Here is a 25,155-nt window from a genome sequence, read left to right as displayed (position 1 = left end):
ATTTCTACTCGTTTTGAGCGTTTTACTCGCAGGTCTGGAAATCATCTTTCAAAGGAATTGTAGGATAGCTCGATATGTGGGCTGTCTCCAGGCTTCATTTGTAAGTTCGAAGGCTGTCCATGGCTTGCTCCAACTGTAGCTCCTGGACCATCGCATAGCCGGCGCGCCCGGCGCCCTTGACCCGGTACAGCGCCTGGTCGGCGGCCTTGTAGAGTTTGCCGAACTGCAGGGCGTCGCCGGGAAACAGGGCGACGCCGATGCTCGGTGTGATCACCAGCCACTGCTTGGCGAACTCCACCGGTTTCGCCAGTTCTCGCAGCAGGCGTTCGGCGATGTCGCGGGCATGCTGCTCGGCATTCGACCCGCCGACCAGCACGGCGAATTCGTCGCCGCCGAGGCGTGCCACGCAATCCTCGGTGCGCACGCAATGGCGCAGCCGCTGGGCCACGTTCTGCAGGACGAAGTCGCCGGCATCGTGGCCATGGGTATCGTTGATCGGCTTGAAGTGATCCAGGTCGATCAGCAGCAGCGCCATGCTGTTGCCGTGGCGGCGCGCATCGTCCAGGGCGCTTTCGGCGAATTCCATCAGGTGCCTGCGGTTGCCAAGCCCGGTCAGCGAGTCGTGATGGGCGGCGTACTGCAGTTGCGCTTCGCGCATCTGCAACTGGCGATTGGCCTCGCTCAGCTCGTTGGTACGGACTTCCACGGCGCGTGCCAGGTCGCGCTGGGCGCTGTGCAGCAGGGCCAGGCGCGCGTTCTTTTCCTGGTCGGCCTGGTCCAGGGCCAGGGCCCTTTCCTGCTTCAGATCCTGGATGCGCGAGGCGAGCGCCAGGGAGAACAGCAGGGCCTCCAGGGTCAGCGCCAGCGGGAAGACCATGGCGTTGGCCGAGGTCGGCTGGACCAGCGCGGTGGCGCGCATCACGCCAAGGCTGACGCTGCCGAGCACCAGGCCGAAGCCGACCAGGTACAGGCGCGCCGTGGCCGAACCCTGGCGCCAGCGCTGCACTGCCAGGCCGATGGCGATCGGCAGGTTGGCCAGCAGGGTCAGCGCCAGCACGCCGGCCGCCTGCCAGCGCCAGCCGGCGGCGTTGAACGCCAGGCAGGCAAGGAACAGCAGGCAACAGGCGTTCAGCAGGTGATGGGCCCAGCGTGCGTGCTGCCGGCTTTGCAGCAGGTTCTGGCTGAAGCGGATCACGCAGATGCCCCAGATCGCCAGCAGCGCCAGGCGGTCAAGCCACCAGGGCACCGCCCGCTCGGGCCAGAAATACTCGAAACCATGGCCGCTGATGCTCAGGGTCAGCACCAGCGCGCTGGCAGCGGTCAGCACGTACCAGAAATAGGCGCGATCGCGCAGGCTGGTGAAGAGGAACAGGTTGTACAGCAGCAGGGCGAGGATCAGCCCGTAGGCCATGCCGAACAGCAGGTTGCCCTGGCTGCGGTATTCCAGCAGTTCGTCGTGGCTCCAGAGCCTCAGCGGAAAGGCGTTGCCGCCGGGATCGTAGCTGCGCAGGTAGACGCGCAACGGCCCATCGCCGGGAGGGAGCTGGAACAGCGGATGACGATAGGCGTGGTCGCGGCCCTCGGCGAAGGGCACCGCTTCGCCGCTGCGATGTTCGCGGAACCCGCCGCGCTCGTCGGGGAGGTACAGGCGCAGGTCGTGCAGGCTGGCGCTGGCGACTTCCAGACACCAGCCGCCGGATACCGCCTCGCGTCTCGGCAGGTCGAGGCGCAGCCACCAGACGCTGCGACTGAGGCCGACGCTGGTGCGGCCGGCGGCGGCGACGAAGCGGCCGGCCTGCTCCGTTTGTTCGAGGTCCTCCACCGCCAGGTTGCCATCGGGGTCTTCGAGCAGGTCCAGCGAGCCGTTCAACCAGGCGCCGCTGGCCGGGGGCGCTGGAAACTCCGGCGCGGCGCGCGAAACGGCGCTGGCCAGTAGCAGGAAGACGACCGCGAGCAGGGCAAGAGGATGGCGCACGATGACTCTCCCGGGGGCCTGCCTTAGAGGCCGGGTGAGATGACGATGAATGGAGTATAGAAAGAAGGTGGCGAAATGATGGCATTTTTTCGAAGCCGGCCGACGGCAGGCAATACCCAGTGAAAACGTCGGAATTGCTCATTTTTTGTGCTATATTCCGCGCCCGCGTTTTCGCGACCCCCTATTCCTAGAGATACCCCCTGGTGCCCGTGATGCAAGCCGCCAAGCCGCTGTTCGACTATCCCAAGTACTGGGCCGAGTGTTTCGGTCCGGCGCCCTTCCTGCCTATGAGTAGGGAAGAGATGGATCAGCTCGGCTGGGACTCCTGCGACATCATCATCGTCACCGGCGATGCCTACGTCGACCACCCGTCCTTCGGCATGGCCATCATCGGCCGCCTGCTGGAGGCCCAGGGGTTCCGCGTCGGCATCATCGCCCAGCCGGACTGGCAGTCGAAGGACGACTTCATGAAGCTCGGCGAGCCGAACCTGTTCTTCGGCGTGGCGGCCGGCAACATGGACTCGATGATCAACCGCTACACCGCGGACAAGAAGGTCCGTTCCGACGACGCCTACACCCCCGGCGGCCTGGCCGGCAAGCGCCCGGACCGCGCCAGCCTGGTCTACAGCCAGCGCTGCAAGGAGGCCTACAGCCATGTGCCGGTGATCCTCGGCGGGATCGAGGCCTCGTTGCGCCGTATCGCCCATTACGACTACTGGCAGGACAAGGTCCGCCGCTCGATCCTGATGGACGCCACGGCCGACATCCTGCTCTACGGCAACGCCGAGCGTGCGGTGGTGGAAATCGCCCAGCGCCTGGCCCAGGGCGAACCGCTGAGCGCGATCACCGACGTGCGCGGCACCGCCTTCGTCCGTCGCGACACCCCGGAGGGCTGGTTCGAGATCGATTCCACGCGGATCGACCGGCCGGGCAAGATCGACAAGATCATCAATCCCTACGTGAATACCCAGGACACTGCCGCCTGCGCCATCGAGCAGGAAAAGGGCGTGCAGGAGGACCCGCAGGAAGCCAAGGTCGTGCAGTTGCTGGCGAACCCCAGGCTGACCCGGGAGAAGACCGTGATCCGCCTGCCGTCTTTCGAGAAGGTGCGCAACGACCCGGTGCTCTATGCCCACGCCAACCGCGTGCTGCACCTGGAGACCAACCCGGGCAACGCCCGTGCCCTGGTGCAGAAGCACGGCGAAGTGGATGTCTGGTTCAACCCGCCGCCCATTCCGATGAGCACCGAGGAAATGGACTACGTGTTCGGCATGCCCTATGCCCGCGTACCGCACCCGGCCTACGGCAAGGCGAAGATTCCCGCCTACGAGATGATCCGCTTCTCGGTGAACATCATGCGTGGCTGCTTCGGCGGCTGCACCTTCTGCTCGATCACCGAACATGAGGGACGGATCATCCAGAACCGCTCGCACGACTCGATCATCCGCGAGATCGAGGAGATGCGCGACAAGGTGCCCGGCTTCACCGGCGTGGTCTCCGACCTTGGCGGACCGACGGCGAACATGTACCGCATCGCCTGTAAGAGCCCGGACATCGAGCGGCACTGCCGCAAGCCGTCCTGCGTGTTCCCCGGCATCTGCGAGAACCTCGATACCGACCACAGCTCGCTGATCGAGCTGTACCGCAAGGCCCGGGCGCTGCCGGGGGTGAAGAAGATCCTGATCGCCTCCGGCCTGCGCTACGACCTCGCCGTCGAGTCGCCCGAGTACGTCAAGGAACTGGTGACCCACCACGTCGGCGGCTACCTGAAGATCGCCCCGGAGCACACCGAGCGCGGTCCGCTGGACAAGATGATGAAGCCGGGGATCGGCACCTACGACCGCTTCAAGCAGATGTTCGAGAAGTTCTCGAAGGAAGCCGGCAAGGAGCAGTACCTGATCCCGTACTTCATCGCCGCCCACCCCGGGACCACCGACGAAGACATGATGAACCTGGCCCTGTGGCTCAAGCGCAACGGCTTCCGCGCCGACCAGGTCCAGGCGTTCTATCCCTCGCCGATGGCCACCGCCACCGCGATGTATCACTCGGGCAAGAACCCGCTGCGCAAGGTCACCTACAAGAGCGATGGCGTGACCATCGTCAAGAGCGACCAGCAGCGGCGCCTGCATAAGGCCTTCCTGCGCTACCACGACCCGAAAGGCTGGCCGCTGCTGCGCGAGGCGCTGGAGCGGATGGGGCGCGCCGACCTGATCGGCAATGGCAAGCACCACCTGGTCCCGACCTACCAGCCGGATACCGGCGAATACCAGAGCGCCCGGCGGAAGAACTCGACGCCGGCCGGCAGCAAGAAGGCCGGCAAGCTGCTGACCCAGCATACCGGCCTGCCACCCCGCGCCAGCGACGGCGGCAAGCCGTGGAGCAAGGGCCAGCAGAACAAGGCGACGGCCTTCGCCAAGGGCAAGAAGAAGTCGCGCCAGCCGAACATCCCGCGCTGATCGCCGGGGCGGCCCTGCCGCCCGCAAAGGGTGCGTGGCTGCAACCCGGCCAGCGGTCGCGCACCGTCGCGGTGCATCGCCGTGGCGCGACCTCCTGGCCTCCCGGGCCTGGCGGCGCTGGCACAAGTCTTGCGCTTCCGGGGCAACCCGGTCTTCGCGGAGAACCGCGCTGGCGGACCCGGCAACGCCTCGTCGCTTCGCTCCGGCGGCGCGTCGCCGACTCCGCTACAGTGACCGCAACCCCAGCCCCGCGAGCCTTCGATGCCCGAGCTGCTTGCCCACTATCCGTTCACCGATACGGCCTACCATGAGCTGCTCGATCGCCAGGGTGGCGTGCGTCCCCATTGGCAGCGGCTGTTCCGCCAACTGGAGCGCAGCAGCCCTGAGCAACTGCGCCAGCGCCAGGCCCTGGTGGAACGGCAGATCCAGGAGAACGGCGTCACCTACAACGTTTACGCCGATCCCAAGGGCACTGACCGCCCCTGGGCGCTGGACCTTCTGCCGAACCTGCTGTCCGCCGCCGAGTGGCAGCCGATCGCCGCCGGCGTGGCACAGCGTGCTCGGCTGCTCAACGCGCTGCTGGCCGACCTGTACGGCGAGCAGCGTCTGCTCGCCGAAGGGCTGCTGCCCAGCGAACTGGTCTTCGGCCATCCGAACTTCCTCTGGCCGGCGCTCGGCATCCGGCCGCCCGGCGGGATTTTCCTGCACAGCTATGCCGTCGACCTGGCGCGCGATGCCGACGGACGCTGGCAGGTCCTTGCCGACCGCACCCAGGCGCCGTCCGGCGCGGGCTATGCGCTGGAGAACCGGCAGATCGTCTCGCGGGCCTTGCCGGAACTCTATCGCGACCTGCGTGTGCAGCATCTCGCCGGGTATTTCCGCACCCTGCAGGAGACCCTCGCCAGCCAGGCCGCCGGCGACGGCGAGACGCCGCTGGTGGTGCTGCTGACTCCCGGACGTTTCAACGAAACCTACTTCGAGCATCTCTACCTGGCGCGCCAGCTCGGTTTCCCGCTGGTCGAGGGGCACGACCTGACGGTGCGCGACGCCACCCTCTATCTCAAGACCCTCGGCGGCCTGAAACGGGTGCACGCGGTATTGCGGCGCCTCGATGACGACTTCTGCGACCCGCTGGAATTGCGTACCGACTCGGCGCTGGGCATTCCCGGCCTGCTCGAGGCGGTACGCCAGGGGCGCGTACTGGTGGCCAACGCGTTGGGCAGCGGGGTGCTGGAATCGCCCGGCCTGCTCGGCTTCCTGCCGCAGGCCTGTCGCCGCCTGCTCGGCGAGGAGTTGGCGCTGCCCTCGCTCGACACCCGCTGGTGCGGCGAGCCGCAGGCACTCGAGGCGATACTCGCGGCACTGCCCGACCTGGTGATCAAGCCGGCCTTTCCCGGCCAGCGCTGCGAACCTCTGTTCGGCCACGCCCTCGACGGTGCCGGCCTGGCGTCCCTCGGCGAGCGCTTGCGCGAGCGCCCGCAGGCCTACGTGGCGCAACGCCTGGCGCAGTTGTCCCAGGCGCCGGTCTGGCGCGACGGCGAGGCCGGCGTCGGCCTGCAGTCGCGGGCCATCGGCATGCGCGTATTCGCCGTCGCCGCCAGCGACGGCCGCTACTGGGTGATGCCCGGCGGCCTGACCCGCGTAGCCTCGGCGGCGGACGCCGAAGTGGTGTCGATGCAACGCGGCGGCGCCAGCAAGGACACCTGGGTACTGGCCGAGCGTGCGGTCGGCGGCGAGCCGTGGCGGCCGCGCCGGCTCGGCGTGCGCGACCTGGTCCGCGAGGATCCCTACCTGCCGTCGCGGGTGGTGGAAAATCTGTTCTGGTACGGCCGCTATGCCGAGCGTTGCGACGACCACGCGCGCCTGCTGCGGGTGGTGCTGTCGCGCTACGTGGATGCCGATGGCGACGAAGAGGCGCTGCGCAGCGCCCTGGCCCTGGCCGGCGGCATCGGCCTGCTGCCCGGGGATGGCGCGCCGTTGGAAAGGTGCCTGTTGCGGGCGTTGCTCGACGAGCACTGGCCGGCGAGCCTGTGCGCCAACCTGCGGCGCCTGCACTGGGCGGCGGCGCAGGTGCGCGGGCGCTTGTCCGGGGAGAACTGGCTGGCCTTGCTGGAGCTGCAACGCGACATGCAGGCGCTCGATCCGGCACGCACCGACCTCGGCGAAGCGCTGGACTTCCTCAACCGGCTAGTGATGTCCCTGGCCGCGTTGTCCGGTTTCGCCCTCGACGACATGACCCGCGACGACGGCTGGCGTTTCCTGATGATCGGCCGGCGCATCGAGCGCGTGCGCTTCTTCGCCGAGAGCATCGCCGCCTTCCTCGACGGCGGTAGCGCCTGGGACGCCGGCGCGCTGGAGTGGCTGCTGGAGCTGGGTAACAGCGGCATCACCTACCGCTCGCGCTACCTGGCGTCGCCGCAGCTGGTCCCGGTGCTCGACCTGCTCCTGTTGCACGAGCAGAACCCGCACTCGCTGCGCTTCCAGTTGCAGGCCCTGGAGCGTTCGCTGGAGCGCCTGCACGAGGAGTTCGGCGCGCCACGCGAGCGGGAACTCAGGACCCTGGGCGAACGCCTGCGCAGCTTCGACCTGGCGGCCCTGGAAAGCCCGCTGTTCGGCGCGGCAGGACTCGACGAGGTGCTCGTCGGGCTGGCGCGACTGCTGCGCGACATCGCCGCCTGCGCCGGACAGGTCTCCGATCGGCTAGGCTTGCGCTATTTCGCCCATGTCGACGATGTCAGCCAGAGAACGGTATCCACCTGATGTCCGCACCCGCGCTTCGCTCCGTTCCGCTCCAGGGCGCCCGCTACCAGGTGCTGCACGACACCCATTACCGCTATGCGACGCCGGTCTCGCTGTCGCGGCAACTGGCGCATCTCTGGCCACGCGAATGCGCCTGGCAGGCCTGTCATGAGCGGGCACTGCTGATCGAGCCGGGGCCGAGCCGGCGCGAGGATGGCCACGACGCATTCGGCAATCCGCTGAGCCGGCTGGCCTTCGAGCGTCCCCACGAGGCGCTGCGGGTCAGCGCGCGACTGCAGGTCGAAGTGTTCGCCCATGCGCCGGCGCAACTGACCGCGTCGCCGGCATGGGAAACCGTCGCCGCCGGGCTGGCATTTTCCGGGCGGGCGCTGTCCGCCGCCGAGCTGGAAGCCTGCCGCTATCGCGTCGAGTCGCCCTATGTGCGCATCCAGCGGCGATTCGCCGAGTTCGCCGCCGACTGCTTCCCGCCCGGACGGCCGTTGCTGGTGGCGGCGGCGGCACTGATGGAGAAGATCTTCCGCGAGTTCGCCTTCGATGCGCAGGCCACCCAGGTGGCGACGCCGCTGGACGAAGTGCTGGAGCGCCGTCGCGGGGTCTGCCAGGACTTCGCCCACCTGATGCTCGCCTGCCTGCGCGCGCGCGGACTGGCGGCGCGCTACGTCAGCGGCTACCTGCTGACCCGCCCGCCGCCCGGGCAGGCGCGACTGATCGGCGCCGACGCCTCGCATGCCTGGGTCTCGCTGTATTGCCCGGAGAACGGCTGGGTGGATTTCGACCCGACCAACGACCTGTTGCCCGACCTGGAGCACATCACCCTGGCCTGGGGGCGGGATTTTTCCGATGTGTCGCCGCTGCGCGGGGTGATCCTCGGCGGTGGTAGCCATGACCCGGAGGTGCGGGTGACCGTGCTGCCGCTACGGGAAACTGCCGGCTGATCAGAAAATGATCGGCTCCGCGGAGGCCCTGCCGCCCGGGACTCCCGGACCTTTTCACCCAGGTTGTCCACAGCCTCGCCCACGCCGTTTGGGGACAACGAAGCGCTGCTCCGGCAAATTCGCGGCGCCGTGCTAGCTTTTCCAGAATCCGCTACGGACGTTGTCGGGCCAAGGGCCGGAGCCTGCCTTTCCGGTGCCAGGGGCGGTTCTCGTACGGAGCCAGACTCCTTCCTTGCGCACGGTGAGCGATATGGATGACACGACGATCGTCAACGTAGGTACCGAGAAGATCAACGCGCTCTGGGCGACGGTGTCCCAGTACGCCTTCGCCTTCGGCATCAAGATTCTCGCGGCCATCGCCTTCTGGGTGATCGGCCGCTGGCTGATCGGCTTCGCCGTCGGCATGGTGCAGAAATCCCTCGAGCGGCAAAAGGTCGATCCCACCGTGCTGCGCTACGTGGGCTCGTTCATCACGGTGACCCTGAACGTGCTGCTGGTGGTGGGCATCCTCGGTTTCTTCGGCATCCAGACCACCAGCCTGGCGGCGCTGATCGCGGCGGTCGGCCTGGCCATCGGCATGGCCTGGTCGGGATTGCTGGCGAACCTGGCGGCCGGCGGTTTCATCATCGTCCTGCGGCCGTTCAAAGTCGGCGACTTCATCTGCGCCGGCGGAGTGACCGGCACGGTCAAGGAGATCGGCCTGTTCACCACGGCGATCAACACTCCGGACAACGTGCTGACCATGGTCGGCAACAACAAGATATTCGGCGACAACATCCAGAACTTCACCCACAACCCGTTCCGCCGGGTCGAGTTGAAGGCGCAGCTTTCCGGTGCCGCCGACTACCAGGCGGCCATCGCCCTGCTCAAGCAGCGCGTCGCGGCGATTCCCAACGTGCTCGGCGAGCCGCCGGTGGACGTGGAGATCCTCGAGTTCAACCTGGTCGGGCCGGTGCTGGCGGTGCGCCCGTATTGCCACAACGACCATTACTGGCAGGTCTATTTCGATACCAACAAGGTGATCAAGGACGCCCTCGGCGCCGACTTCCCGGCACCGATGCCGGCGCAGACGGTGATCGTGCAGCAGTCCGCCGGCGCCTGACGTTTCCCGCTCGGCACCGACGCCCCGTCCTGCGGGGCGTTGGCGTTTGTGCGCGGACCGGGTGGCGGGCCGCGCGGAGAAAACGGGCCATCGGCGAGTCCAACGGGCACCCCGGCGAACAAGGTATAGTGCGGGCCTGCAACCGTCGCTGCAGCCGGCCGGGTTTCATCGGGAAAAGGATTCCGTGTGTTCTTCAGATTGCTCTTGATCGCCGTCCTGCTGGCGGTATCCGCGTGCAGCTCCAAGGCTCCCGGCCCGGGGGCGTCGGTGCCGAAGGTCGTGCGCGGCGAGTATCGCGTCAAGCGCGGCGACACCCTCTATTCGATCGCCACCCGGCACGGCTGGAACTACAAGGACCTGGCGCGCGCCAACGGCATCCGCCCGCCCTACGCGGTCAAGGTCGGCCAGGTAGTGCGCTTCGACGGGCGCAAGTCGACCTACGTCGCCAGCAGCCGCTCCTCGTCGAGCAGCCGTGCGCGCAAGCCGCCGCCTCCGCCGCCGTCGGTGACCCTGCGCGGCTGGCAGTGGCCGATGAAGGGGCCGGTGATCCGCCGCTTCTCCAGTTCCGACAAGCTCAACAAGGGCATCCGCATCGCCGGCACCCTGGGCCAGCCGGTACAGGCCTCGCTGGCCGGCAAGGTGGTGTTCGCGGTGAACAACATGCGTGGCTACGGCAACCTGGTGATCATCCAGCACGGTACCTCGTACACCAGCACCTACGCGCACAACAGCCGCTTGCTGGTGAAGGAGGGGCAGATGGTCAGCAAGGGCCAGAAGATCGCCGAGGCCGGTTCCTCGGATGCCGACCGGGTGCAACTGTACTTCGAGATCCGCCAGAACGGCCGGCCGCTCGACCCGCTGAGCCTGCTGCCGCCGTCCTGAGAGAGGAGCGGATCACTGCGGGGTGCGGTCGACCCACTTTGGCGCCACGCTTGGCGTCCAGGCGGCGAGGGCATCGAGCAGCGCCTCCGGACTGGCACCGCGCTGCAGCATGCCGCGGTGTTCGGCGCGGACAAAGCGTTCGTCGACCAGGTGGTCGAGGAAGGTCAGCAGCGGGTTGTAGAAACCGTTCACTTCGAGCAGGCCCAGCGGCTTGGCGTGGTAGCCCAGTTGGCCCCAGGTCCAGACCTCGAACAGCTCTTCCAGGGTGCCGAGCCCGCCGGGCAGGGCGACGAAGGCGTCGGCCAGCTCGGCCATGCGCGCCTTGCGCGCGTGCATGCCGTCTACCACTTCCAGGCGGGTCAGGCCCTTGTGGCCGATCTCGGCCTCCTGCAGGCTCTGCGGGATGATCCCGATCACTTCGCCGCCGGCGGCCAATGCGGCGTCCGCCACGGTGCCCATCAGACCGACCGCGCCGCCACCGTAGACCAGGGTCAGGCCGCGCTCGGCCAGGTGCCGGCCGAGGGCCACGGCGGCTTCCTGGTAGACCGGGGAAGCGCCGGGGCTGGCGCCACAGAATACGCAGACGGAACGCAAGGTCATGATCGACTCCTGTCGGGGGTGGAAAAAGGCGCACAGGGTAGCGGCTGGGAGCGCTTCGACCAAGCCGTGCGAAGCATTGCCGGACGTTGCGTCGCAGGCGCGAAGCGGCACATCTGTGCTAAAACAGGAGTTCCCCGTAGTAAACGCCGGGCAGATCCCGCTCGATGCCCCGCCACGTCCGGTTCGGGTTTGACCTGAATCAGTGGAACTCGGTGCCCGATCGGGCAGTCTGCTCTTTCAGGATTCATCGCCCAACCTGCCTAGGAGGCTGCTCCATGCTACGTAAACTCGCTGCGGTATCCCTGCTGTCCCTGCTCAGTGCGCCGCTGCTGGCTGCCGAGTGCTCGGTGGACATCCAGGGTAACGACCAGATGCAGTTCAACACCAATGCCATCACCGTCGACAAGAGCTGCAAGCAGTTCACCGTCAACCTGTCCCACCCCGGCAACCTGCCGAAGAACGTCATGGGCCACAACTGGGTACTGAGCACCGCCGCCGACATGCAGGGCGTGGTCACCGACGGCATGGCTTCCGGCCTGGACAAGGATTACCTGAAGCCCGACGACAGCCGTGTCATCGCCCACACCAAGCTGATCGGCTCGGGCGAGAAAGACTCGGTGACCTTCGACGTCTCCAAGCTGAAGGAAGGCGAGCAGTACATGTTCTTCTGCACCTTCCCGGGCCACTCCGCGCTGATGAAGGGCACCCTGACCCTGAAGTGATGCGCGAGCGATCCGCTGCATGAAAAAGCCCGGCCGCTGCCGGGCTTTTTCATGGGCGCGCGCCGGGCTCAGCGCGCGTAGCGCGCCGCCATCGCTTCGCCGGCCAGTTGGTGCACGCGCCGGGTCGGATGCCACTCGTCCCAGAAGTAGTACTGGTCCGGGTTGGCGCAGGCCGGGCGGACGCTGGGCTGGGTCGGCTGGCAGGGCGCGTCCAGCTCCACCAGGCCGTAGCGTGCCGGGTTGCGCCGCAAGTGGCGGCTGAAGGTGAGATGGTCGAACCAGCTCAGCTCCAGGCCGCGGGTCTTGCGCAGGGCGGCGAGCTGGATCGGCAGGCTGGCGTTGACCGCTTGCAGGTAGCGCTGCGCACGCTCGACCCGGTTGCCGACGACCACCGCCGGGACCACGCTCAGGTCGGTCGAACTGACCACCAGGAAGCGTCGTGCGCCGGCCTCTCCGAGACGCTGCACCGCGGCGCGGATGTTCGCCACGCTGCTGCCGGCCAGTTGTTCCAGGGTCTGCTCGCCGGCGAAATCCTCATGCTCGAAGAAATCGTTGGCGGAGACGAAGATGAAGTGCAGCGCCTGGCCGTCGGCCGGCTTGCCGTCCAGCGTGGCGAGGTAGGCGTCGACCTGGCCGGCGAGGCCGGTATGGCGGTAGGCGCTCATCCAGCCGTAGTAGTTGTCCGCTCCGCTCTTGGCGCCGCCCACCGCATGGTCGGCCAGTTGTGCGCCGAGCTGGCGGGCGAGTACCTCGACGGCGGTCGGGCCGTTGCTCCAGCGGCCCTGCCAGTAGACTTCGCCGGGCAATGCCTGGGTGCCGGCGATGCCCTTGGCGAGCATCTCGCGGGTCAGTCGCTGGCTTTCGCCGTTGTCCGAATAGCTGTCGCCGAAGGCGTGGATCTGCCGTACCGGCGCGAGCAGCGGGGACGTGTGTCCGCAGGCCTGGCCGGCCAGCAGGACACCGAGGAGCAGGGTGGGGAGACGGGTGCGCATGGCTGGCCTTCGCAGGGATTCAGCTTCCTTCTAGCGCGCCGCCGCGCGGACTTGAAGACCTGGTTGCGACAGGCACATTCCCGCCCGCGACAAAGGCCCGTCGACGACGGGCCTGCCGCACGGACCGGGAGGCTCAGGGCGCCTTCGGCAGTTCGCGCTTGTGCTGGGTCTTGTGGTAGGTGTCGACGATCACCCGCGCAGCTTCCTCGCGCAGCGGCTGGCCGTGCAGGAAGGCGTCGATCTCGGCATAGGTGACGCCGTGGGAAGCCTCGTCCGGATGGCCGGGGCGCAGGTCCTCGAGGTCGGCGGTGGGGATCTTCTCCACCAGGTTCTCCGGAGCGCCGAGGGCGCGGGCGAGGGCGCGTACCTGATGCTTGGCCAGGCCGCTGAGCGGAGCCAGGTCGCAGGCGCCGTCGCCGAACTTGGTGAAGAACCCCATGACCGCCTCGGCGGCATGGTCGGTGCCGATCACCAGGCCGCCGCGTGCGCCGGCGATGGCGTACTGGGCGACCATGCGGATGCGCGCCTTGATATTGCCGATGACGAAGTCGCTCTTCGCCGGCTCGAGTCCTTCCAGGGCTTCCAGCTGTTCCGCCAGGGCTTTCACCGACGGACCGATGTTGACGGTCTGCTCTTCGTCGGCGCGGATGGTCGCCAGCGAGGCCTGGGCATCGGCCTCGTCCTGCTGCACCTGGTAGGGCAGGCGCACGGCGATGAAGCGGTAGGCCTGGTCGCCGGTCTGCTCGCGCAGTTGCTCGACGGCGCGCTGGGCCAGCAGGCCGGCGGTGAGCGAGTCGACGCCGCCGCTGATCCCCAGCACCAGGGTCTTCAGCCCGGAATCCTTCAGGCACTGCTGGATGAAGGCGATGCGCCGGGCGATCTGCGCCTGCACGTCGGCCTCCGACTGGAACGGCGGCTGGACCTGCAGGGCTTGGGCGATGTCGCGTTGGATCTGTTGCATGTTCGGGCTCCCGTTAGGTGCGAAAGGATTAGGCCGGCACGTTGAAGACGTGGCGGAGGTAGGCGACGAAGTTCTCGTCGCGGCATTGGGTCTTGCCCGGGGCGTCGGATATCTTCGCCACCGGATGGCCGTTGCAGGCCGTCATCTTCAGGACGATGTTCATCGGCTCGACCCCCGGGATGTCGCAGGTCAGGTTGGTGCCGATGCCGAAGCTGACGTTGATCTTGCCACGTAGCGCGCGGAACAGCTGCAACGCCTTGGGCATGTCCAGTCCGTCGGAGAACACCAGGGTCTTGCTCAGCGGGTCGATACCCAGGCGGCGGTAGTGGGCGATGGCTTTCTCCGCCCAGGCCAGCGGGTCGCCCGAATCGTGGCGCAGGCCGTCGAAGAGCTTGGCGAAGTACAGGTCGAAGTCGTCGAGGAAGGCATCCATGGTAATGCAGTCGGTCAGGGCTATGCCGAGCTGTCCGCGGTACTCGCGGACCCAGCAGTCCAGCGCCGCTTGCTGGCTGTCGACCAGCCGCGGGCCGAGCTGCTGGTGGGCCATCAGCCATTCGTGGGCCATGGTGCCGATCGGCTTGAGATCGTACTCGCGGGCCAGGTGCACGTTGCTGGTGCCGACGAAGCGCCCGGGGAAGTCGCGCTTGAGGATATGCACCACTTCCTCCTGGGTGCGGTAGGAGAAGCGCCGGCGGGTGCCGAAGTCGGCGACCTGGAATTCCGCGAGTTCCTCGCTGCTGGCCTGGGCGGAGAGCCAGTCGAGCTTGCGATAGAGCTGCTCGCCGACCTGTTCCAGGACCACCTCGCGGTAGCGATAACGGTTGCGCACCTCGCTGACGATGGCCAGCAGCGGCACCTCGAAGAGGATCACGTGCAGCCATGGGCCGCGCAGGCGGATTGCCAGTTGGCCATCCTCGATGCCGGTGTGCACGTAGCGCAGGTTGAAGCGGAACAGGCTGAGGAAGCGGATGAAGTCCGGCTTCATGAACGGGATGCGTTCGAGGAAGGCGAGCTGGTCGGCGGTTACCTCGACTTCGGCGAGGCGCTCGATCTGGTAGCGGATCTCCGCCAGGTACGGACGCAGGTCCTCGGCGTTGCGGCAGCGGAATTCCCACTCCACTTCGGCGTTGGGGTAGTTGTGCAGCACCGCCTGCATCATGGTCAGCTTGTAGAAATCGGTATCGAGCAGGTTCTGCGCGATGCGCTCGGCAAAGACGCTTTCGGCCATGTTCACTTCTCCTTGTCGGCGCCGGTGAGGGCGCTATCCAGTCGTTCCAGGTCGGCGCAGAGGATCACCCCGGCGTCGCGCATCTCGTCGCAGGCCCGCTGCGCGGTGTCCTCGGCGATGGCCCGGCAGGCGGGCAGGTAGAGCAGCACCTCGAAACCGGCGCGGCGCAGTTGCAGGGCGGTGTTCTTCACGCAGTAGTCCAGCGCCAGGCCACCCACCAGCACATGGCTCACGCCATTCTGCCTCAGGTATTCGATGACCCCGGTGCTGCGGCGTTCCGCCAGATCGTGGTAGCAGGCGCCGTAGGGGTGCAGGTCCGGCTCCACGCCCTTCCAGACGAAGAAGTCGTAGTCGATCGGCCGCGGCAGTTCGTCGAGCAGCTCGAAGCCCGGCGTACCCGGTACGCAGTGGCTCACCCAGGTCAGGTCGGCATCCGGATAGGCCAGCGGCCGCAGCATCTGCTCGGCGCTTTCCACTACCCAGGCAGCCTTCGGGCTGTGCGCGTCCTTGCTGCCCAGGCGCAGCGCGGCGCGGCTGGCCAGTTGGTTGAGGGCGGCGCCGATGGCGTCGCCGCCGGGCACCGGCAGTTCGTCCGGGCACAGCGGGGTGAAGCCTTTCTGGGCGTCGACATCGAAGCTGGCGATCTTGCTGGGGCGATTCATGGAAGCCTCCGCTTGACGGGTTGGGGCTGAATGTGGGTACATAATTCATCACGTGAAATAAGTCGTCAAGCACTTGTACTACAAAATTTCGCAGTGGAAGGTATTTTCTATGCGTGATGAAATAAGTTCCCGGATTCGCCGACTGCCTGCCGGGATGAGCGGCGGACGCGCCCCCGACTTCGCTCTCGCGGTCTATGGTGGGGCGTTCGACCCGCCGCACCCCGGCCATGAGTCGGTGATCCGCCGGGCGCTGCTTTGCGCCGAACGGGTCGCCCTGGTGCCGAGCCACCGCCACGCCTTCGGCAAGCGCATGGGCGATTTCGAGCTGCGCTGCCGCTGGCTGGCGCGGCTGGCCCGGCGGATCGATCCGCGGCGGGTGTATTGCGAGCCGATCGAAGCAGGATTGATGCCCGATCGTCCGGCGGTCTACAGCATCGACCTGCTGGAAGCGCTGGCCGCGCGTAGCGGCCTGGCGTCAGCGCGGATCGCCCTGCTGATCGGCGCCGACAACGAGGCGGAGCTGCCGCGCTTCGAACGCGCCGCCGAATTGTGCTGGCGCTTCGGCCGGCTGGTGGCGGAGGAGCGGCTGCCGCTGCACAGCTCGATGATCCGCCAGCGCCTGCGCGAAGGACTGGCGATACCGGAGGCCTGGTGCCTGCCGGAAGTGAAGGACGAACTGCACTGCTATGGCGGCGAACGCCAGGCGGTCTGAAGAGAGGAGTGACGATGAGTTCAGCGGAAGTATTGGCCAGCGTGGATATCGTGGCGTTGCGCCTGAACCCCGGGCACGGACTGGAGCTGTTGCTGATCCGCCGCGCCCAGGCGCCTTTCGCCGGCCAGTGGGCCTTGCCCGGCGTGCTGGTCAACGGCCGCAGCGCCGACCACAGCCTCGACGACGCGGCGGTGCGCGCCCTGCGCGACAAGGCGCGGCTGGAGCCGGCCTACATCGAGCAGGTGGCCACGGTCGGCAACGCCGTACGCGACCCGCGCGGCTGGTCGTTGAGCGTGTTCTACCTGGTGCTGGTCGGCCCGGACACCCGGGTGGAGGACGACGACCTCGACTTCGTGCCGCTGCGCGACGTTCGCAGCGAGCGCTTCGCCCTGCCGTTCGACCACGCCCAACTGGTACAGCAGGCCTGCGAGCGCCTGGCGAGCAAGTCGGTGTACAGCGCCCTGCCGCTGTTCCTGCTGGCGCCGCGCTTCACCGTGGCCGAGGCGCTGAAGGCCTTCGAGTGCGCCATCGGCCAGGAAGTCCAGCATTCCAGCCTGCGCGGGCGCCTGGAGCGGATGAAAGAGGCTGGCTGGGTCGAGGACACCGGCGAACGCCAGCGTCCGCCCATGGGGCGCCCGCAACACGTCCTGCATTTCACCCCGAAGCAGGGCGGCGCCTTCGTTTTCGACCGCAGCCTGCTGGCGTCCTGACAAACGGGTGCGGCAGGGCCGGTGAGGCCGCTCCCTGCCGCGCTTGCTAGACGGTGAAGCGCTGGATCTGCTGCTCCAGTCCGTTTGCCAGCTTCGCCAGCTCGACACTGGAGGTGGAGGTCTTCACCGCGCCCTCGGCGACTTCACCGATGCTGGCATTGAGCGAGTCGATGTTCTGGCTGACCTCGCTCGCGGTGGCGGTCTGTTCTTCCGTCGCCGTGGATATCTGCGCGTTGCTCTGGGCGATGCCTTCGATCGCCTGGGCGATGAGACCGAGCGCCTTTCCCGCCTCGTGGGCGCGCTGGACGCTGACCTGGGCCTGCTCGCGTGACTGCTGCATCACGCTGACCGCGCTGCTGGCGCCTGCCTGCAGGGCTTCGATCATCTCGCGGATGGTTTCGGTGGCCTTGTGCGTATTGGTGGCCAGGCTGCGCACTTCATCGGCGACCACCGCGAACCCGCGTCCGGCCTCGCCCGCCCGTGCGGCTTCTATCGCGGCATTGAGGGCGAGCAGGTTGGTCTGCTGGGCGATGTTCTGGATGACTTCCAGGACGGTGCTGATTTCCTCGGTCTTGTTGCGCAGCGTGTCGATGACGGCTCCCGCCTCTCCGACCATGACCGACAGGCCCTGGATGGCGTCGAGGTTCGCATGCACGAGGCCGGTTCCGGTGTGCGCCTCGCTGTTCGCCGATTCCGCGCTGGCTGCGGCGGCCTGGGCGTTCCGCGCCACGTCCTGGACCGCCATGCTCATCTGGTGTACCGCCGTGGCGACCATGTCGGTCTGGTCGCCCTGGGACGTGGCGACATGGCTGACCTGGTTGCTGATGGCGCTCATCTCGTCCGAGGTGACGGTCAGCTTCCTGGCCGTTTCGGCGAGATGGCGGAGCAGCGCCTGCTGGCTTTCCAGCATCATATTGAATGCGCGCGCCGTATCGGACACTTCGTCGCGCCCGCGCGCATCGGCGCGGAGCGTGAGATTCGAGGAGTCCTGCACGCGGCGGATCACCCCGCGCAGATCGGAAAGCGGGCGCATGATCGACAGGCTGATGAACCAGGCCGCGGCGACGATGAGGACCAGGGCTGCGGCGCCGATGAGCAGGAAGGTGGTGCGCATGGAGTCGTAGCGTTTCTCCATCTGCTCGTTGAGCTTGGCGCCTTCGCTGAGCTGCAGGTCGATCAGCGTCGACAGCGCGGTTCCCAGGGGATCGAACGCACCATACATCTCGCGATTGAACGTTCCGGCCTCGACGTTTCGCAGGCTTCCGGCCCTGGCCTGCTCGCCGTATGCCAGGGTCATCCGCTTGACCTGTTCCAGGGTGGGGACCAGCGACTCGATGATTTCCTTCTCGGCGGCAGTCCGGTGGTCTGCGGAATAGTCGGCCCACGACTTCTCGATGCGCGACAGCGCCCCACTCAACTCCTGCTGCAGGCGCTCTTCATCGAAGACGCCCGCACGGTACTTGTGCAGGGCGTCGACCACGCTGACCGCAACGGCGTCGGCGACGATCTTGAGCTGGCTGATGGGCTTCATCCGGTTGTTGAAAAGGTCCTGGAAGCTGGCATCGAGTCGACTGGCGTTGGCCAGCGCCATCGCGATGACCGTGACGAGCATCGTCAGGGGCAGCAACGCCAGGACCAGCAGGCGGATTCGAACCGTGACGCCAGTGAGCATGGGACGTTCCGAGGTGAACCGAGTGAGAGTAAAGATGGTTCCGCGCAGCGGAAACGTCAAACCGGGCCGTGGCGCGTCTGGCGGGGGCCCGCTGAGGGTTGCTCCTGCTCCAGGCGCTCTACCATCCACTCGATGAAATGGCGCACCTTGGGGACTTCCGCGGCATGCTCGGGATAGGCCAGGTAGTAAGCCTCCTGGCTGGGCAGGGCGTGCGGCCAGGCGATCGCCAGCTTGCCTTCGGCGAGTTCCTCCTCGACCAGGAAGCGCGGTAGCAGGGCTACCCCGCAACCGGCCTGGGCGGCGCGGATGCACATGTAGAAGGTGTCGAAGCGTGGACCGTGGTAGCAACCCTGGCAATTTCGCTCCAGGCTGGCGAACCAGTCGTGCCAGGCCTCCGCGCGGCTGGCGTTCTGCAGCAGCACCAGCCCCGCCAGTTGGGTCGGTTCGTCCAGTCCGCCGGCCGGCAGCAGGGATGGCGCGCAGACCGCCACCAGTTGTTCGCCGAACAGGCGTATGCACTCGGCGCCCGGCAGGGTGCCGGGGCCGAAGAAGAACGCCAGGTCGCAATGGCCCTGGCGCAGGTCGTCAGGTTCCAGTTCCTGGCGCAGGTCGAGGTGGATGTTCGGGTGGCGGTGGCGCCAGCCGTTCAGTTGCGGGATCAGCCAGCGCGCGCCGAAGGTCGGCGGGGTCGCCACTCGCAGCACTTCGGTCTCGCCGCCGTAGGAAAGCAGGAAGCGGGTGGACAGCTCTACCTGTTGCAGGATGCGGCGTACCTCGGCCAGGTACAGCTCGCCGGCCGGGGTCAGTTGCAGGCGCTTGCGCACCCGGCGGAACAGGGCGTGCTGCAACTGCTCCTCGAGTTGCGCGACCTGCTTGCTCATGGCGCTTTGGGTCAGGCTCAACTCTTCGGCGGCGCGGGTGAAGCTCAGGTGCCGGGCTACCGCTTCGAAGCATTGCAGGGCGGTCATCGACGGCAGGCGGCGTTTGTTCAGCATGGCGGGTTTCCTGGCGCGGGTGGAGCGGGCGGAACGCGTTATATGAATAAACGGAATGACGTGGGGAGGAAAGCTCGCTTGCCGGAGTGCCGGGCGACGCTTATTACTGCCGGCAAGTCTCGCGATAGAGCATTCGCTGGCTTATGACGAATCCGTCACAGGGCTTTGCGCCGAACGTGGCGTCGCTCACGGATATGTCCATGTCGTATTCGAATCGACTTTTTCCGCCAAGTACCGAATCCCGGGAAGTTCATGTTCATATTAATTTTAAAAACCGCTCTGTCCTGCACTTTCATTGAAAAAGAGGACCTCAATTAGTGCGTGCAGCGCACCAGTGACGTGCAGTTTCTAACCGCTTCAATATCGTTGTAGAGTTATTCCTAGGAACGGTTCAGGCCTTGTGAGGCCTGGGCTGTAGCTCTCCGAAGGGGATTCGGAGAAATGCCTAAATGACTGATTTCCAATAACAAAGATAAAAACGGAAAGGAGGGCTAAAGTTCTTGTGGCCGGCCACTCAGGAAAAAAACGAATGGCACGCCGCTTGCTCTGCCTGTTGAGCGAAACACAACAACAACATCGTAGTTACGAGCGCCAACATCATCCTCAGGAGCAACACCCCATGTCCAAGAAGCTGTTCAGAAAAGGCATCCTGGCTCTCGCGGTTTCGTCCGTGATGGGTCTTTCCACGCATGCGCTGGCCGACGTCGTGATCGGCGTGGCCGGACCGCATACCGGCGCCAACGCCTCCTTCGGCGAACAATACTGGCGCGGCGCGTCCCAGGCGGCGGAAGACATCAACGCGGCGGGTGGGATCAACGGCGAGAAGATCAAGCTGGTCAAGGCCGACGACGCCTGCGAACCGAAGCAGGCCGTGGCCGTGGCCAACCGCCTGGTGGACCAGGACAAGGCCATCGCCGTGGTCGGCCATTTCTGCTCTTCTTCGACCATCCCCGCATCCGAGGTCTACGACGAGGCCGGGATCATCGCCATCACCCCCGGTTCCACCAACCCGCAGGTCACCGAGCGCGGACTCTCCGGGATGTTCCGCATGTGCGGCCGCGACGACCAGCAGGGCGTGGTCGCCGGCGACTATATCGTCAAGGTGCTGAAGGCCAAGAAGGTCGCAGTGATCCACGACAAGGACACCTATGGCCAGGGCCTGGCGGACGCCACCAGGGCGCAACTGAACAAGCTCGGCGTGAAAGAGGTTCTCTACGAGGGCCTGACCCGCGGCGAGAAGGACTTCAACGCGCTGGTCACCAAGATCCGCGCCTCCGGTGCCGAGGTCGTCTACTTCGGCGGCCTGCATCCGGAAGCCGGTCCGCTGGTACGGCAGATGCGTGAACAGGGACTGACCGCCAGGTTCATGTCCGACGACGGCGTGGTCACCGACGAACTGGCGACCACCGCCGGCGGTCCGCAGTACGTCAAGGGCGTGCTGATGACCTTCGGCGCCGACCCGCGGCTGATCCCCGACGGCAAGGCGGTGGTGGAGAAGTTCCGTGCCGGCGGTTTCGAGCCGGAAGGCTACACCCTCTACTCCTACGCCTCGATCCAGTCCCTGGCGGCGGCCTTCAACGGCGCCGGCGCCAACGATCCGGCCAAGGCCGCCGAGTGGCTGAAGTCGCATCCGGTGCAGACCGTGATGGGCAAGAAGGAATGGGACAAGAAGGGCGACCTGAAAGTCTCCGACTACGTGGTCTACGAGTGGGACGACAAGGGCAAGTACCACCAGTTGCCCTGATCGCGCTCGACCGCCATGCGCCGGGCACAGGCTCGGCGCATGGGTAAGTCCGGGAGCTGCTGAAGTGCTCGCCCGTGCTTGCCGCCGTAGTGCGGATTCACCGAAGACGTCTGCGTGTGGTCGGTCTGGAGTCCCGCGATCCGGGGCCGTTTCAGTAGCACCCGTCCGCTTTCACCGGCGAGCGCCGGCGCGCCTTACAAAGGCCGTCGCGATTCGCCCTGAAGAGACTGAAAAATGGACGGCATCTTCCTCCAGCAAATGATCAACGGGCTGACCCTCGGCTCGGTCTACGGCCTCATCGCCATCGGCTACACCATGGTCTACGGCATCATCGGCATGATCAACTTCGCCCACGGCGAGGTGTACATGATCTCCGCCTACCTGTCGGCCATCGCCCTTGCCCTGCTGGCCTTCTTCGGCCTGCAGAACTTCCCGCTGCTGATCCTCGGCACCTTGCTGTTCACCGTGCTGGTGACCTGCACCTACGGCTGGGTGATCGAGCGCATCGCCTACAAGCCGCTGCGCAACTCCACGCGCCTGGCGCCGCTGATCTCGGCGATCGGCATGTCGCTGATTCTGCAGAACTACGTGCAGGTGGCACAGGGACCGCGCCAGCAGGGGATCCCGACCCTGCTCGACGGCGCCCTGAAATTCCACGTCGGCGACGGTTTCGTCCAGCTCACCTACACCAAGCTGTTCATCCTGATCGCTTCGCTGATCGGCATGGCGGTGCTGACCTACGTGATCCGCTACACCAAGCTCGGGCGCATGTGCCGGGCGACCCAGCAGGACCGCAAGATGGCTTCGATCCTGGGGATCAACACCGACCGGGTGATCTCCTACGTGTTCGTCATCGGCGCGGCGATGGCCGCCCTGGCCGGGGTGCTGATCACCATGAACTACGGCACCTTCGACTTTTACGCCGGCTTCATCATCGGCATCAAGGCGTTCACCGCGGCGGTGCTCGGCGGCATCGGCTCGCTGCCCGGGGCGATGCTCGGCGGCCTGGTGCTGGGAGTGGCCGAGGCGCAGTTCTCGGGGATGGTCAACACCGACTACAAGGACGTGTTCGCCTTCTCGTTGCTGGTACTGATCCTGATCTTCCGTCCCCAGGGCCTGCTCGGCCGCCCGCAGATCGCCAAGGTGTAAGGGGACGACGATGAGCAACGAGACTTCCATCGATCTCAAGCAGTGCGTCGTCGATGCCGTGCTCTCCGGGTTGATCGCCCTGGTGGTGTTCGGCCCCATCGTCGGCGTGGTCCTCGACGGCTACGGCTTCAACCTGCATTACGAGCGGGTCGGCTGGATCATCGCGATCGTGATGGCCGGGCGCTTCCTGCTCAGCCTCTACCTGCAGACCCGCGGCGGGCGGGCCGTGCTGGAGCGCTTCGAGGGGGCTGGCAGCGGCGTCCACGTCCTGCCGCCGGGCTACAAGACCCGCTTGCGCTGGATCGTGCCGCTGATCCTGGTGGCCGCGGTGATCTTCCCGTTCTTCGCCAGCAAGTACCTGCTGGCGGTGGTCATCCTCGGCCTGATCTACGTGCTGCTGGGCCTGGGCCTGAACATCGTGGTCGGCCTCGCCGGGCTGCTCGACCTCGGCTACGTGGCCTTCTACGCCATCGGCGCCTATGGCCTGGCGCTGGGCTACCAGTACCTCGGCCTGGGCTTCTGGACCGTCCTGCCGCTGGCCGCGCTGACCGCCGCGGTGGCCGGGGCGATCCTCGGCTTCCCGGTGCTGCGCATGCATGGCGACTACCTGGCGATCGTCACCCTGGGCTTCGGCGAGATCATCCGCCTGGTACTGAACAACTGGCTGTCCTTCACCGGCGGGCCGAACGGCATGCCGGCGCCGGCGCCGACCTTCCTCGGCCTGGAGTTCGGCCGCCGGGCCAAGGATGGCGGGGTGCCGATCCACGAGTTCCTCGGCATCGCCTACAACCCCAACATGAAGTTCCTGTTCATCTACGTGGTGCTGTTCCTGGTCGTGCTGCTGGTGCTCTACATCAAGCACCGGCTGACCCGGATGCCGGTCGGGCGCGCCTGGGAGGCGCTGCGCGAGGACGAGATCGCCTGTCGCGCGATGGGCCTCAACCATGTGCTGGTGAAACTCTCGGCGTTCATGCTCGGCGCCTCCACCGCGGGACTGGCCGGGGTGTTCTTCGCCAGCTACCAGGGCTTCGTCAACCCGTCCTCGTTCAACTTCTTCGAGTCGGCGCTGATCCTCGCCATCGTCGTGCTCGGCGGCATGGGCTCGACGGTCGGGGTGGTGATCGCCGCCTTCGTCCTCACCGTGGCGCCGGAGCTGCTGCGCAGCTTCGCCGACATCCGCGTGCTGCTGCTCGGGATACTCATGGTGGTGATGATGATCTGGCGGCCGCGCGGGCTGATCCGCATCAGCCGGGTGGGCTTCGCCCCGCGCAAGGGGGTGGCGCCATGAGCGACAAGATCCTCAGCGTCGAGCACCTGATGATGCACTTCGGCGGCATCAAGGCGCTCAACGACGTCAACCTCGACGTCGAGCGCGGTTCGATCACCGCGCTGATCGGCCCCAACGGCGCCGGCAAGACCACCGTGTTCAACTGCCTCACCGGCTTCTACAAGGCCACCGGCGGCAACATCCTGCTCAACACCCAGGGGCGCACCACGGACGTCATCCAGGTGCTCGGCGAGCCGTTCCAGCTGGACGACTTCGTCAAGCCGCCGCAACTGGGCAGTCGCCTCTACTACAAGATGTTCGGCGGCACCCACCTGGTGAACCGCGCCGGGCTGGCGCGGACCTTCCAGAACATCCGCCTGTTCAAGGACATGTCGGTGGTGGAGAACCTGCTGGTGGCGCAGCACATGTTCGTCAACCGCAACCTGCTCGCCGGCATCCTCAACACTCCCGGCTATCGCCGCGCCGAGAGCGAGGCGCTGGACCACGCGTTCTACTGGCTGGAGGTGGTCGACCTGGTGGACTGCGCCAACCGCCTGGCCGGCGAGATGTCCTACGGCCAGCAACGGCGCCTGGAGATCGCCCGGGCCATGTGCACGCGGCCGGAACTCATCTGCCTGGACGAACCGGCCGCCGGCCTCAACCCGGCCGAGACCCACGCCCTGAGCAACATCGTCCGCTACCTGCGCGACCACCACGGGATCACCGTACTGCTGATCGAGCATGACATGGGCATGGTGATGAACATCTCCGACCACATCATCGTGCTCGACCACGGCGACGTGATCGCCCGTGGCAACCCCGAACAGATCCGCCATGACGAGAAGGTGATCGCCGCCTATCTCGGTGCCGACGAAGAGGAGCTGTCATGAGCGCGGCGTTGCTGGAATTCCGTGAGGTGGACGTGTTCTACGGGCCGATCCAGGCGCTGAAGAAGGTCTCGCTGCAGGTCAACGAGGGCGAGACGGTGAGCCTGATCGGTGCCAACGGCGCGGGCAAGTCGACGCTGTTGATGTCGATCTTCGGCCAGCCGCGCGCGGCGGCCGGGCAGATCCTCTATCGCGGCCAGGACATCCGCCAGAAGTCGGCGCACTACGTGGCGTCCAACGGCATCGCGCAGTCGCCGGAAGGACGCCGGGTGTTCCCCGACATGAGCGTCGAGGAAAACCTGCTGATGGGTACCATTCCCATCGGCATGGACCACGCCGAGGAGGACATGCAGCGCATGTTCGAGCTGTTCCCGCGCCTGAAGGAGCGGCGCAACCAGCGCGCCATGACCATGTCCGGCGGCGAGCAGCAGATGCTCGCCATCGCCCGCGCGCTGATGAGCCGGCCGAAGTTGCTGTTGCTCGACGAGCCCTCCCTGGGCCTGGCGCCGATCGTGGTCAAGCAGATCTTCCAGACCCTGCGCGAGCTGGCCAGGAGCGGCATGACCATCTTCCTCGTCGAGCAGAACGCCAACCATGCGCTGAAGCTCTCCGACCGCGCCTACGTAATGGTCACCGGGGAAATCCGCATGAGCGGCAGCGGCGAAGAACTGCTCGGCAACCAGGAGGTGCGCAACGCCTATCTCGGCGGACATTGAGCGCGCCCCGCCCCGGCTGCCTGGCCGC

At 66.6% G+C, this 25,155-nt stretch carries 21 protein-coding genes; 13 read left to right on the top strand and 8 right to left on the bottom strand.

The features are described from left to right. Positions 1 to 94 precede the first annotated feature (94 nt). Positions 95 to 1,975, bottom strand: a complete 1,881-nt coding sequence (locus M6E97_RS21645) for a diguanylate cyclase (RefSeq protein ID WP_033937843.1) — start codon at positions 1,973 to 1,975, stop codon at positions 95 to 97. Between the two features lie 212 nt (positions 1,976 to 2,187). Here M6E97_RS21645 and M6E97_RS21640 point away from each other — a divergent pair, with 212 nt between their 5' ends. From M6E97_RS21640 to M6E97_RS21620, 5 genes are all read left to right on the top strand, one after another. Continuing rightward, a complete protein-coding gene (locus M6E97_RS21640) occupies positions 2,188 to 4,431 on the top strand; it encodes a YgiQ family radical SAM protein (RefSeq protein ID WP_003135540.1) in 2,244 nt (747 codons plus the stop codon). Between the two features lie 261 nt (positions 4,432 to 4,692). Next, positions 4,693 to 7,191, top strand: a complete 2,499-nt coding sequence (locus M6E97_RS21635) for a circularly permuted type 2 ATP-grasp protein (RefSeq protein ID WP_033937842.1) — start codon at positions 4,693 to 4,695, stop codon at positions 7,189 to 7,191. Next, positions 7,191 to 8,126, top strand: coding sequence for a transglutaminase family protein (locus M6E97_RS21630; RefSeq protein ID WP_003121150.1), 936 nt, complete (start codon positions 7,191 to 7,193; stop codon positions 8,124 to 8,126). The genes M6E97_RS21635 and M6E97_RS21630 overlap by 1 nt, the downstream gene beginning before the upstream one ends. A gap of 250 nt (positions 8,127 to 8,376) precedes the next feature. Beyond that, positions 8,377 to 9,228: a mechanosensitive ion channel family protein gene (locus M6E97_RS21625; protein WP_003095599.1), complete on the top strand. Its 852-nt coding sequence runs from the start codon at positions 8,377 to 8,379 to the stop codon at positions 9,226 to 9,228. A gap of 186 nt (positions 9,229 to 9,414) precedes the next feature. Beyond that, a complete protein-coding gene (locus tag M6E97_RS21620; protein WP_003095596.1) occupies positions 9,415 to 10,110 on the top strand; it encodes a peptidoglycan DD-metalloendopeptidase family protein in 696 nt (231 codons plus the stop codon). Positions 10,111 to 10,122: 12 nt separating this feature from the next. Here the strand turns inward: M6E97_RS21620 and M6E97_RS21615 are convergent, their stop codons facing one another. Continuing rightward, positions 10,123 to 10,710: a TIGR00730 family Rossman fold protein gene (locus tag M6E97_RS21615; protein WP_034005287.1), complete on the bottom strand. Its 588-nt coding sequence runs from the start codon at positions 10,708 to 10,710 to the stop codon at positions 10,123 to 10,125. Positions 10,711 to 10,985: 275 nt separating this feature from the next. Between M6E97_RS21615 and azu the strand changes: the two genes are divergently transcribed. After that, entirely contained in the window at positions 10,986 to 11,432 is a 447-nt protein-coding gene (gene azu, locus M6E97_RS21610) for an azurin (RefSeq protein ID WP_003095591.1), read from the top strand. Positions 11,433 to 11,500: 68 nt separating this feature from the next. Here azu and choE read toward each other — a convergent pair whose 3' ends face one another. The 4 genes from choE to M6E97_RS21590 form a co-directional block, all read right to left on the bottom strand. Then, complete coding sequence (gene choE / locus M6E97_RS21605) at positions 11,501 to 12,424, bottom strand: cholinesterase ChoE (protein ID WP_034005288.1); 924 nt, start codon at positions 12,422 to 12,424, stop codon at positions 11,501 to 11,503. A 133-nt stretch (positions 12,425 to 12,557) separates the two neighbouring features. After that, positions 12,558 to 13,385, bottom strand: a complete 828-nt coding sequence (nadE, locus tag M6E97_RS21600; RefSeq protein WP_003099998.1) for an ammonia-dependent NAD(+) synthetase — start codon at positions 13,383 to 13,385, stop codon at positions 12,558 to 12,560. Positions 13,386 to 13,413: 28 nt separating this feature from the next. Continuing rightward, a complete protein-coding gene (pncB, locus tag M6E97_RS21595; RefSeq protein ID WP_033937841.1) occupies positions 13,414 to 14,613 on the bottom strand; it encodes a nicotinate phosphoribosyltransferase in 1,200 nt (399 codons plus the stop codon). Positions 14,614 to 14,615: 2 nt separating this feature from the next. Beyond that, a complete protein-coding gene (locus tag M6E97_RS21590) occupies positions 14,616 to 15,275 on the bottom strand; it encodes a nicotinamidase (protein WP_003141693.1) in 660 nt (219 codons plus the stop codon). Positions 15,276 to 15,384: 109 nt separating this feature from the next. Here M6E97_RS21590 and M6E97_RS21585 point away from each other — a divergent pair, with 109 nt between their 5' ends. Both M6E97_RS21585 and M6E97_RS21580 read left to right on the top strand, forming a co-directional pair. Next, the gene (locus tag M6E97_RS21585; RefSeq protein ID WP_003095582.1) at positions 15,385 to 15,987 is read left to right on the top strand and encodes an adenylyltransferase/cytidyltransferase family protein; all 603 of its coding nucleotides are present in this window, start codon (positions 15,385 to 15,387) and stop codon (positions 15,985 to 15,987) included. 14 nt (positions 15,988 to 16,001) lie between these two features. Continuing rightward, complete coding sequence (locus M6E97_RS21580) at positions 16,002 to 16,697, top strand: NUDIX domain-containing protein (protein WP_019484473.1); 696 nt, start codon at positions 16,002 to 16,004, stop codon at positions 16,695 to 16,697. 46 nt (positions 16,698 to 16,743) lie between these two features. Here M6E97_RS21580 and M6E97_RS21575 read toward each other — a convergent pair whose 3' ends face one another. Continuing rightward, positions 16,744 to 18,369: a methyl-accepting chemotaxis protein gene (locus M6E97_RS21575; protein ID WP_003095577.1), complete on the bottom strand. Its 1,626-nt coding sequence runs from the start codon at positions 18,367 to 18,369 to the stop codon at positions 16,744 to 16,746. Between the two features lie 56 nt (positions 18,370 to 18,425). Beyond that, a complete protein-coding gene (locus M6E97_RS21570) occupies positions 18,426 to 19,364 on the bottom strand; it encodes a LysR substrate-binding domain-containing protein (protein WP_003095575.1) in 939 nt (312 codons plus the stop codon). A gap of 619 nt (positions 19,365 to 19,983) precedes the next feature. Here M6E97_RS21570 and M6E97_RS21565 point away from each other — a divergent pair. From M6E97_RS21565 to M6E97_RS21545, 5 genes are all read left to right on the top strand, one after another. After that, a complete protein-coding gene (locus M6E97_RS21565; protein WP_003135508.1) occupies positions 19,984 to 21,108 on the top strand; it encodes a branched-chain amino acid ABC transporter substrate-binding protein in 1,125 nt (374 codons plus the stop codon). Between the two features lie 234 nt (positions 21,109 to 21,342). Further along, complete coding sequence (locus M6E97_RS21560) at positions 21,343 to 22,257, top strand: ABC transporter permease subunit (RefSeq protein WP_003095571.1); 915 nt, start codon at positions 21,343 to 21,345, stop codon at positions 22,255 to 22,257. 10 nt (positions 22,258 to 22,267) lie between these two features. Continuing rightward, positions 22,268 to 23,545, top strand: a complete 1,278-nt coding sequence (livM, locus tag M6E97_RS21555) for a high-affinity branched-chain amino acid ABC transporter permease LivM (protein ID WP_003161297.1) — start codon at positions 22,268 to 22,270, stop codon at positions 23,543 to 23,545. Further along, complete coding sequence (locus tag M6E97_RS21550; protein WP_003095566.1) at positions 23,542 to 24,414, top strand: ATP-binding cassette domain-containing protein; 873 nt, start codon at positions 23,542 to 23,544, stop codon at positions 24,412 to 24,414. Before livM ends, M6E97_RS21550 begins: the two co-directional genes overlap by 4 nt. Continuing rightward, positions 24,411 to 25,127, top strand: a complete 717-nt coding sequence (locus M6E97_RS21545; RefSeq protein ID WP_003095563.1) for an ABC transporter ATP-binding protein — start codon at positions 24,411 to 24,413, stop codon at positions 25,125 to 25,127. Before M6E97_RS21550 ends, M6E97_RS21545 begins: the two co-directional genes overlap by 4 nt. Positions 25,128 to 25,155 lie beyond the last annotated feature (28 nt).

The organism is Pseudomonas sp. B111, from assembly GCF_026428275.1.
In the GTDB taxonomy this organism is placed as follows: Bacteria; Pseudomonadota; Gammaproteobacteria; order Pseudomonadales; family Pseudomonadaceae; genus Pseudomonas; species Pseudomonas aeruginosa.
This window is presented reverse-complemented; position numbering and strand designations above follow the sequence as displayed.

Bases quoted from the DNA above. Each gene is read 5' to 3' on its own strand.
- M6E97_RS21550 (WP_003095566.1), top strand. From the start codon at position 23,542: ATGAGCGACAAGATCCTCAGCGTCGAGCACCTGATGATGCACTTCGGC.
- pncB (WP_033937841.1), bottom strand. From the start codon at position 14,613: ATGGCCGAAAGCGTCTTTGCCGAGCGCATCGCGCAGAACCTGCTCGAT.
- M6E97_RS21575 (WP_003095577.1), bottom strand. From the start codon at position 18,369: ATGCTCACTGGCGTCACGGTTCGAATCCGCCTGCTGGTCCTGGCGTTG.
- livM (WP_003161297.1), top strand. From the start codon at position 22,268: ATGAGCAACGAGACTTCCATCGATCTCAAGCAGTGCGTCGTCGATGCC.
- M6E97_RS21615 (WP_034005287.1), bottom strand. From the start codon at position 10,710: ATGACCTTGCGTTCCGTCTGCGTATTCTGTGGCGCCAGCCCCGGCGCT.
- M6E97_RS21570 (WP_003095575.1), bottom strand. From the start codon at position 19,364: ATGCTGAACAAACGCCGCCTGCCGTCGATGACCGCCCTGCAATGCTTC.
- M6E97_RS21590 (WP_003141693.1), bottom strand. From the start codon at position 15,275: ATGAATCGCCCCAGCAAGATCGCCAGCTTCGATGTCGACGCCCAGAAA.
- nadE (WP_003099998.1), bottom strand. From the start codon at position 13,385: ATGCAACAGATCCAACGCGACATCGCCCAAGCCCTGCAGGTCCAGCCG.
- M6E97_RS21625 (WP_003095599.1), top strand. From the start codon at position 8,377: ATGGATGACACGACGATCGTCAACGTAGGTACCGAGAAGATCAACGCG.
- M6E97_RS21585 (WP_003095582.1), top strand. From the start codon at position 15,385: ATGCGTGATGAAATAAGTTCCCGGATTCGCCGACTGCCTGCCGGGATG.
- M6E97_RS21565 (WP_003135508.1), top strand. From the start codon at position 19,984: ATGTCCAAGAAGCTGTTCAGAAAAGGCATCCTGGCTCTCGCGGTTTCG.
- M6E97_RS21560 (WP_003095571.1), top strand. From the start codon at position 21,343: ATGGACGGCATCTTCCTCCAGCAAATGATCAACGGGCTGACCCTCGGC.
- M6E97_RS21630 (WP_003121150.1), top strand. From the start codon at position 7,191: ATGTCCGCACCCGCGCTTCGCTCCGTTCCGCTCCAGGGCGCCCGCTAC.
- choE (WP_034005288.1), bottom strand. From the start codon at position 12,424: ATGCGCACCCGTCTCCCCACCCTGCTCCTCGGTGTCCTGCTGGCCGGC.
- azu (WP_003095591.1), top strand. From the start codon at position 10,986: ATGCTACGTAAACTCGCTGCGGTATCCCTGCTGTCCCTGCTCAGTGCG.
- M6E97_RS21635 (WP_033937842.1), top strand. From the start codon at position 4,693: ATGCCCGAGCTGCTTGCCCACTATCCGTTCACCGATACGGCCTACCAT.
- M6E97_RS21640 (WP_003135540.1), top strand. From the start codon at position 2,188: ATGCAAGCCGCCAAGCCGCTGTTCGACTATCCCAAGTACTGGGCCGAG.
- M6E97_RS21545 (WP_003095563.1), top strand. From the start codon at position 24,411: ATGAGCGCGGCGTTGCTGGAATTCCGTGAGGTGGACGTGTTCTACGGG.
- M6E97_RS21580 (WP_019484473.1), top strand. From the start codon at position 16,002: ATGAGTTCAGCGGAAGTATTGGCCAGCGTGGATATCGTGGCGTTGCGC.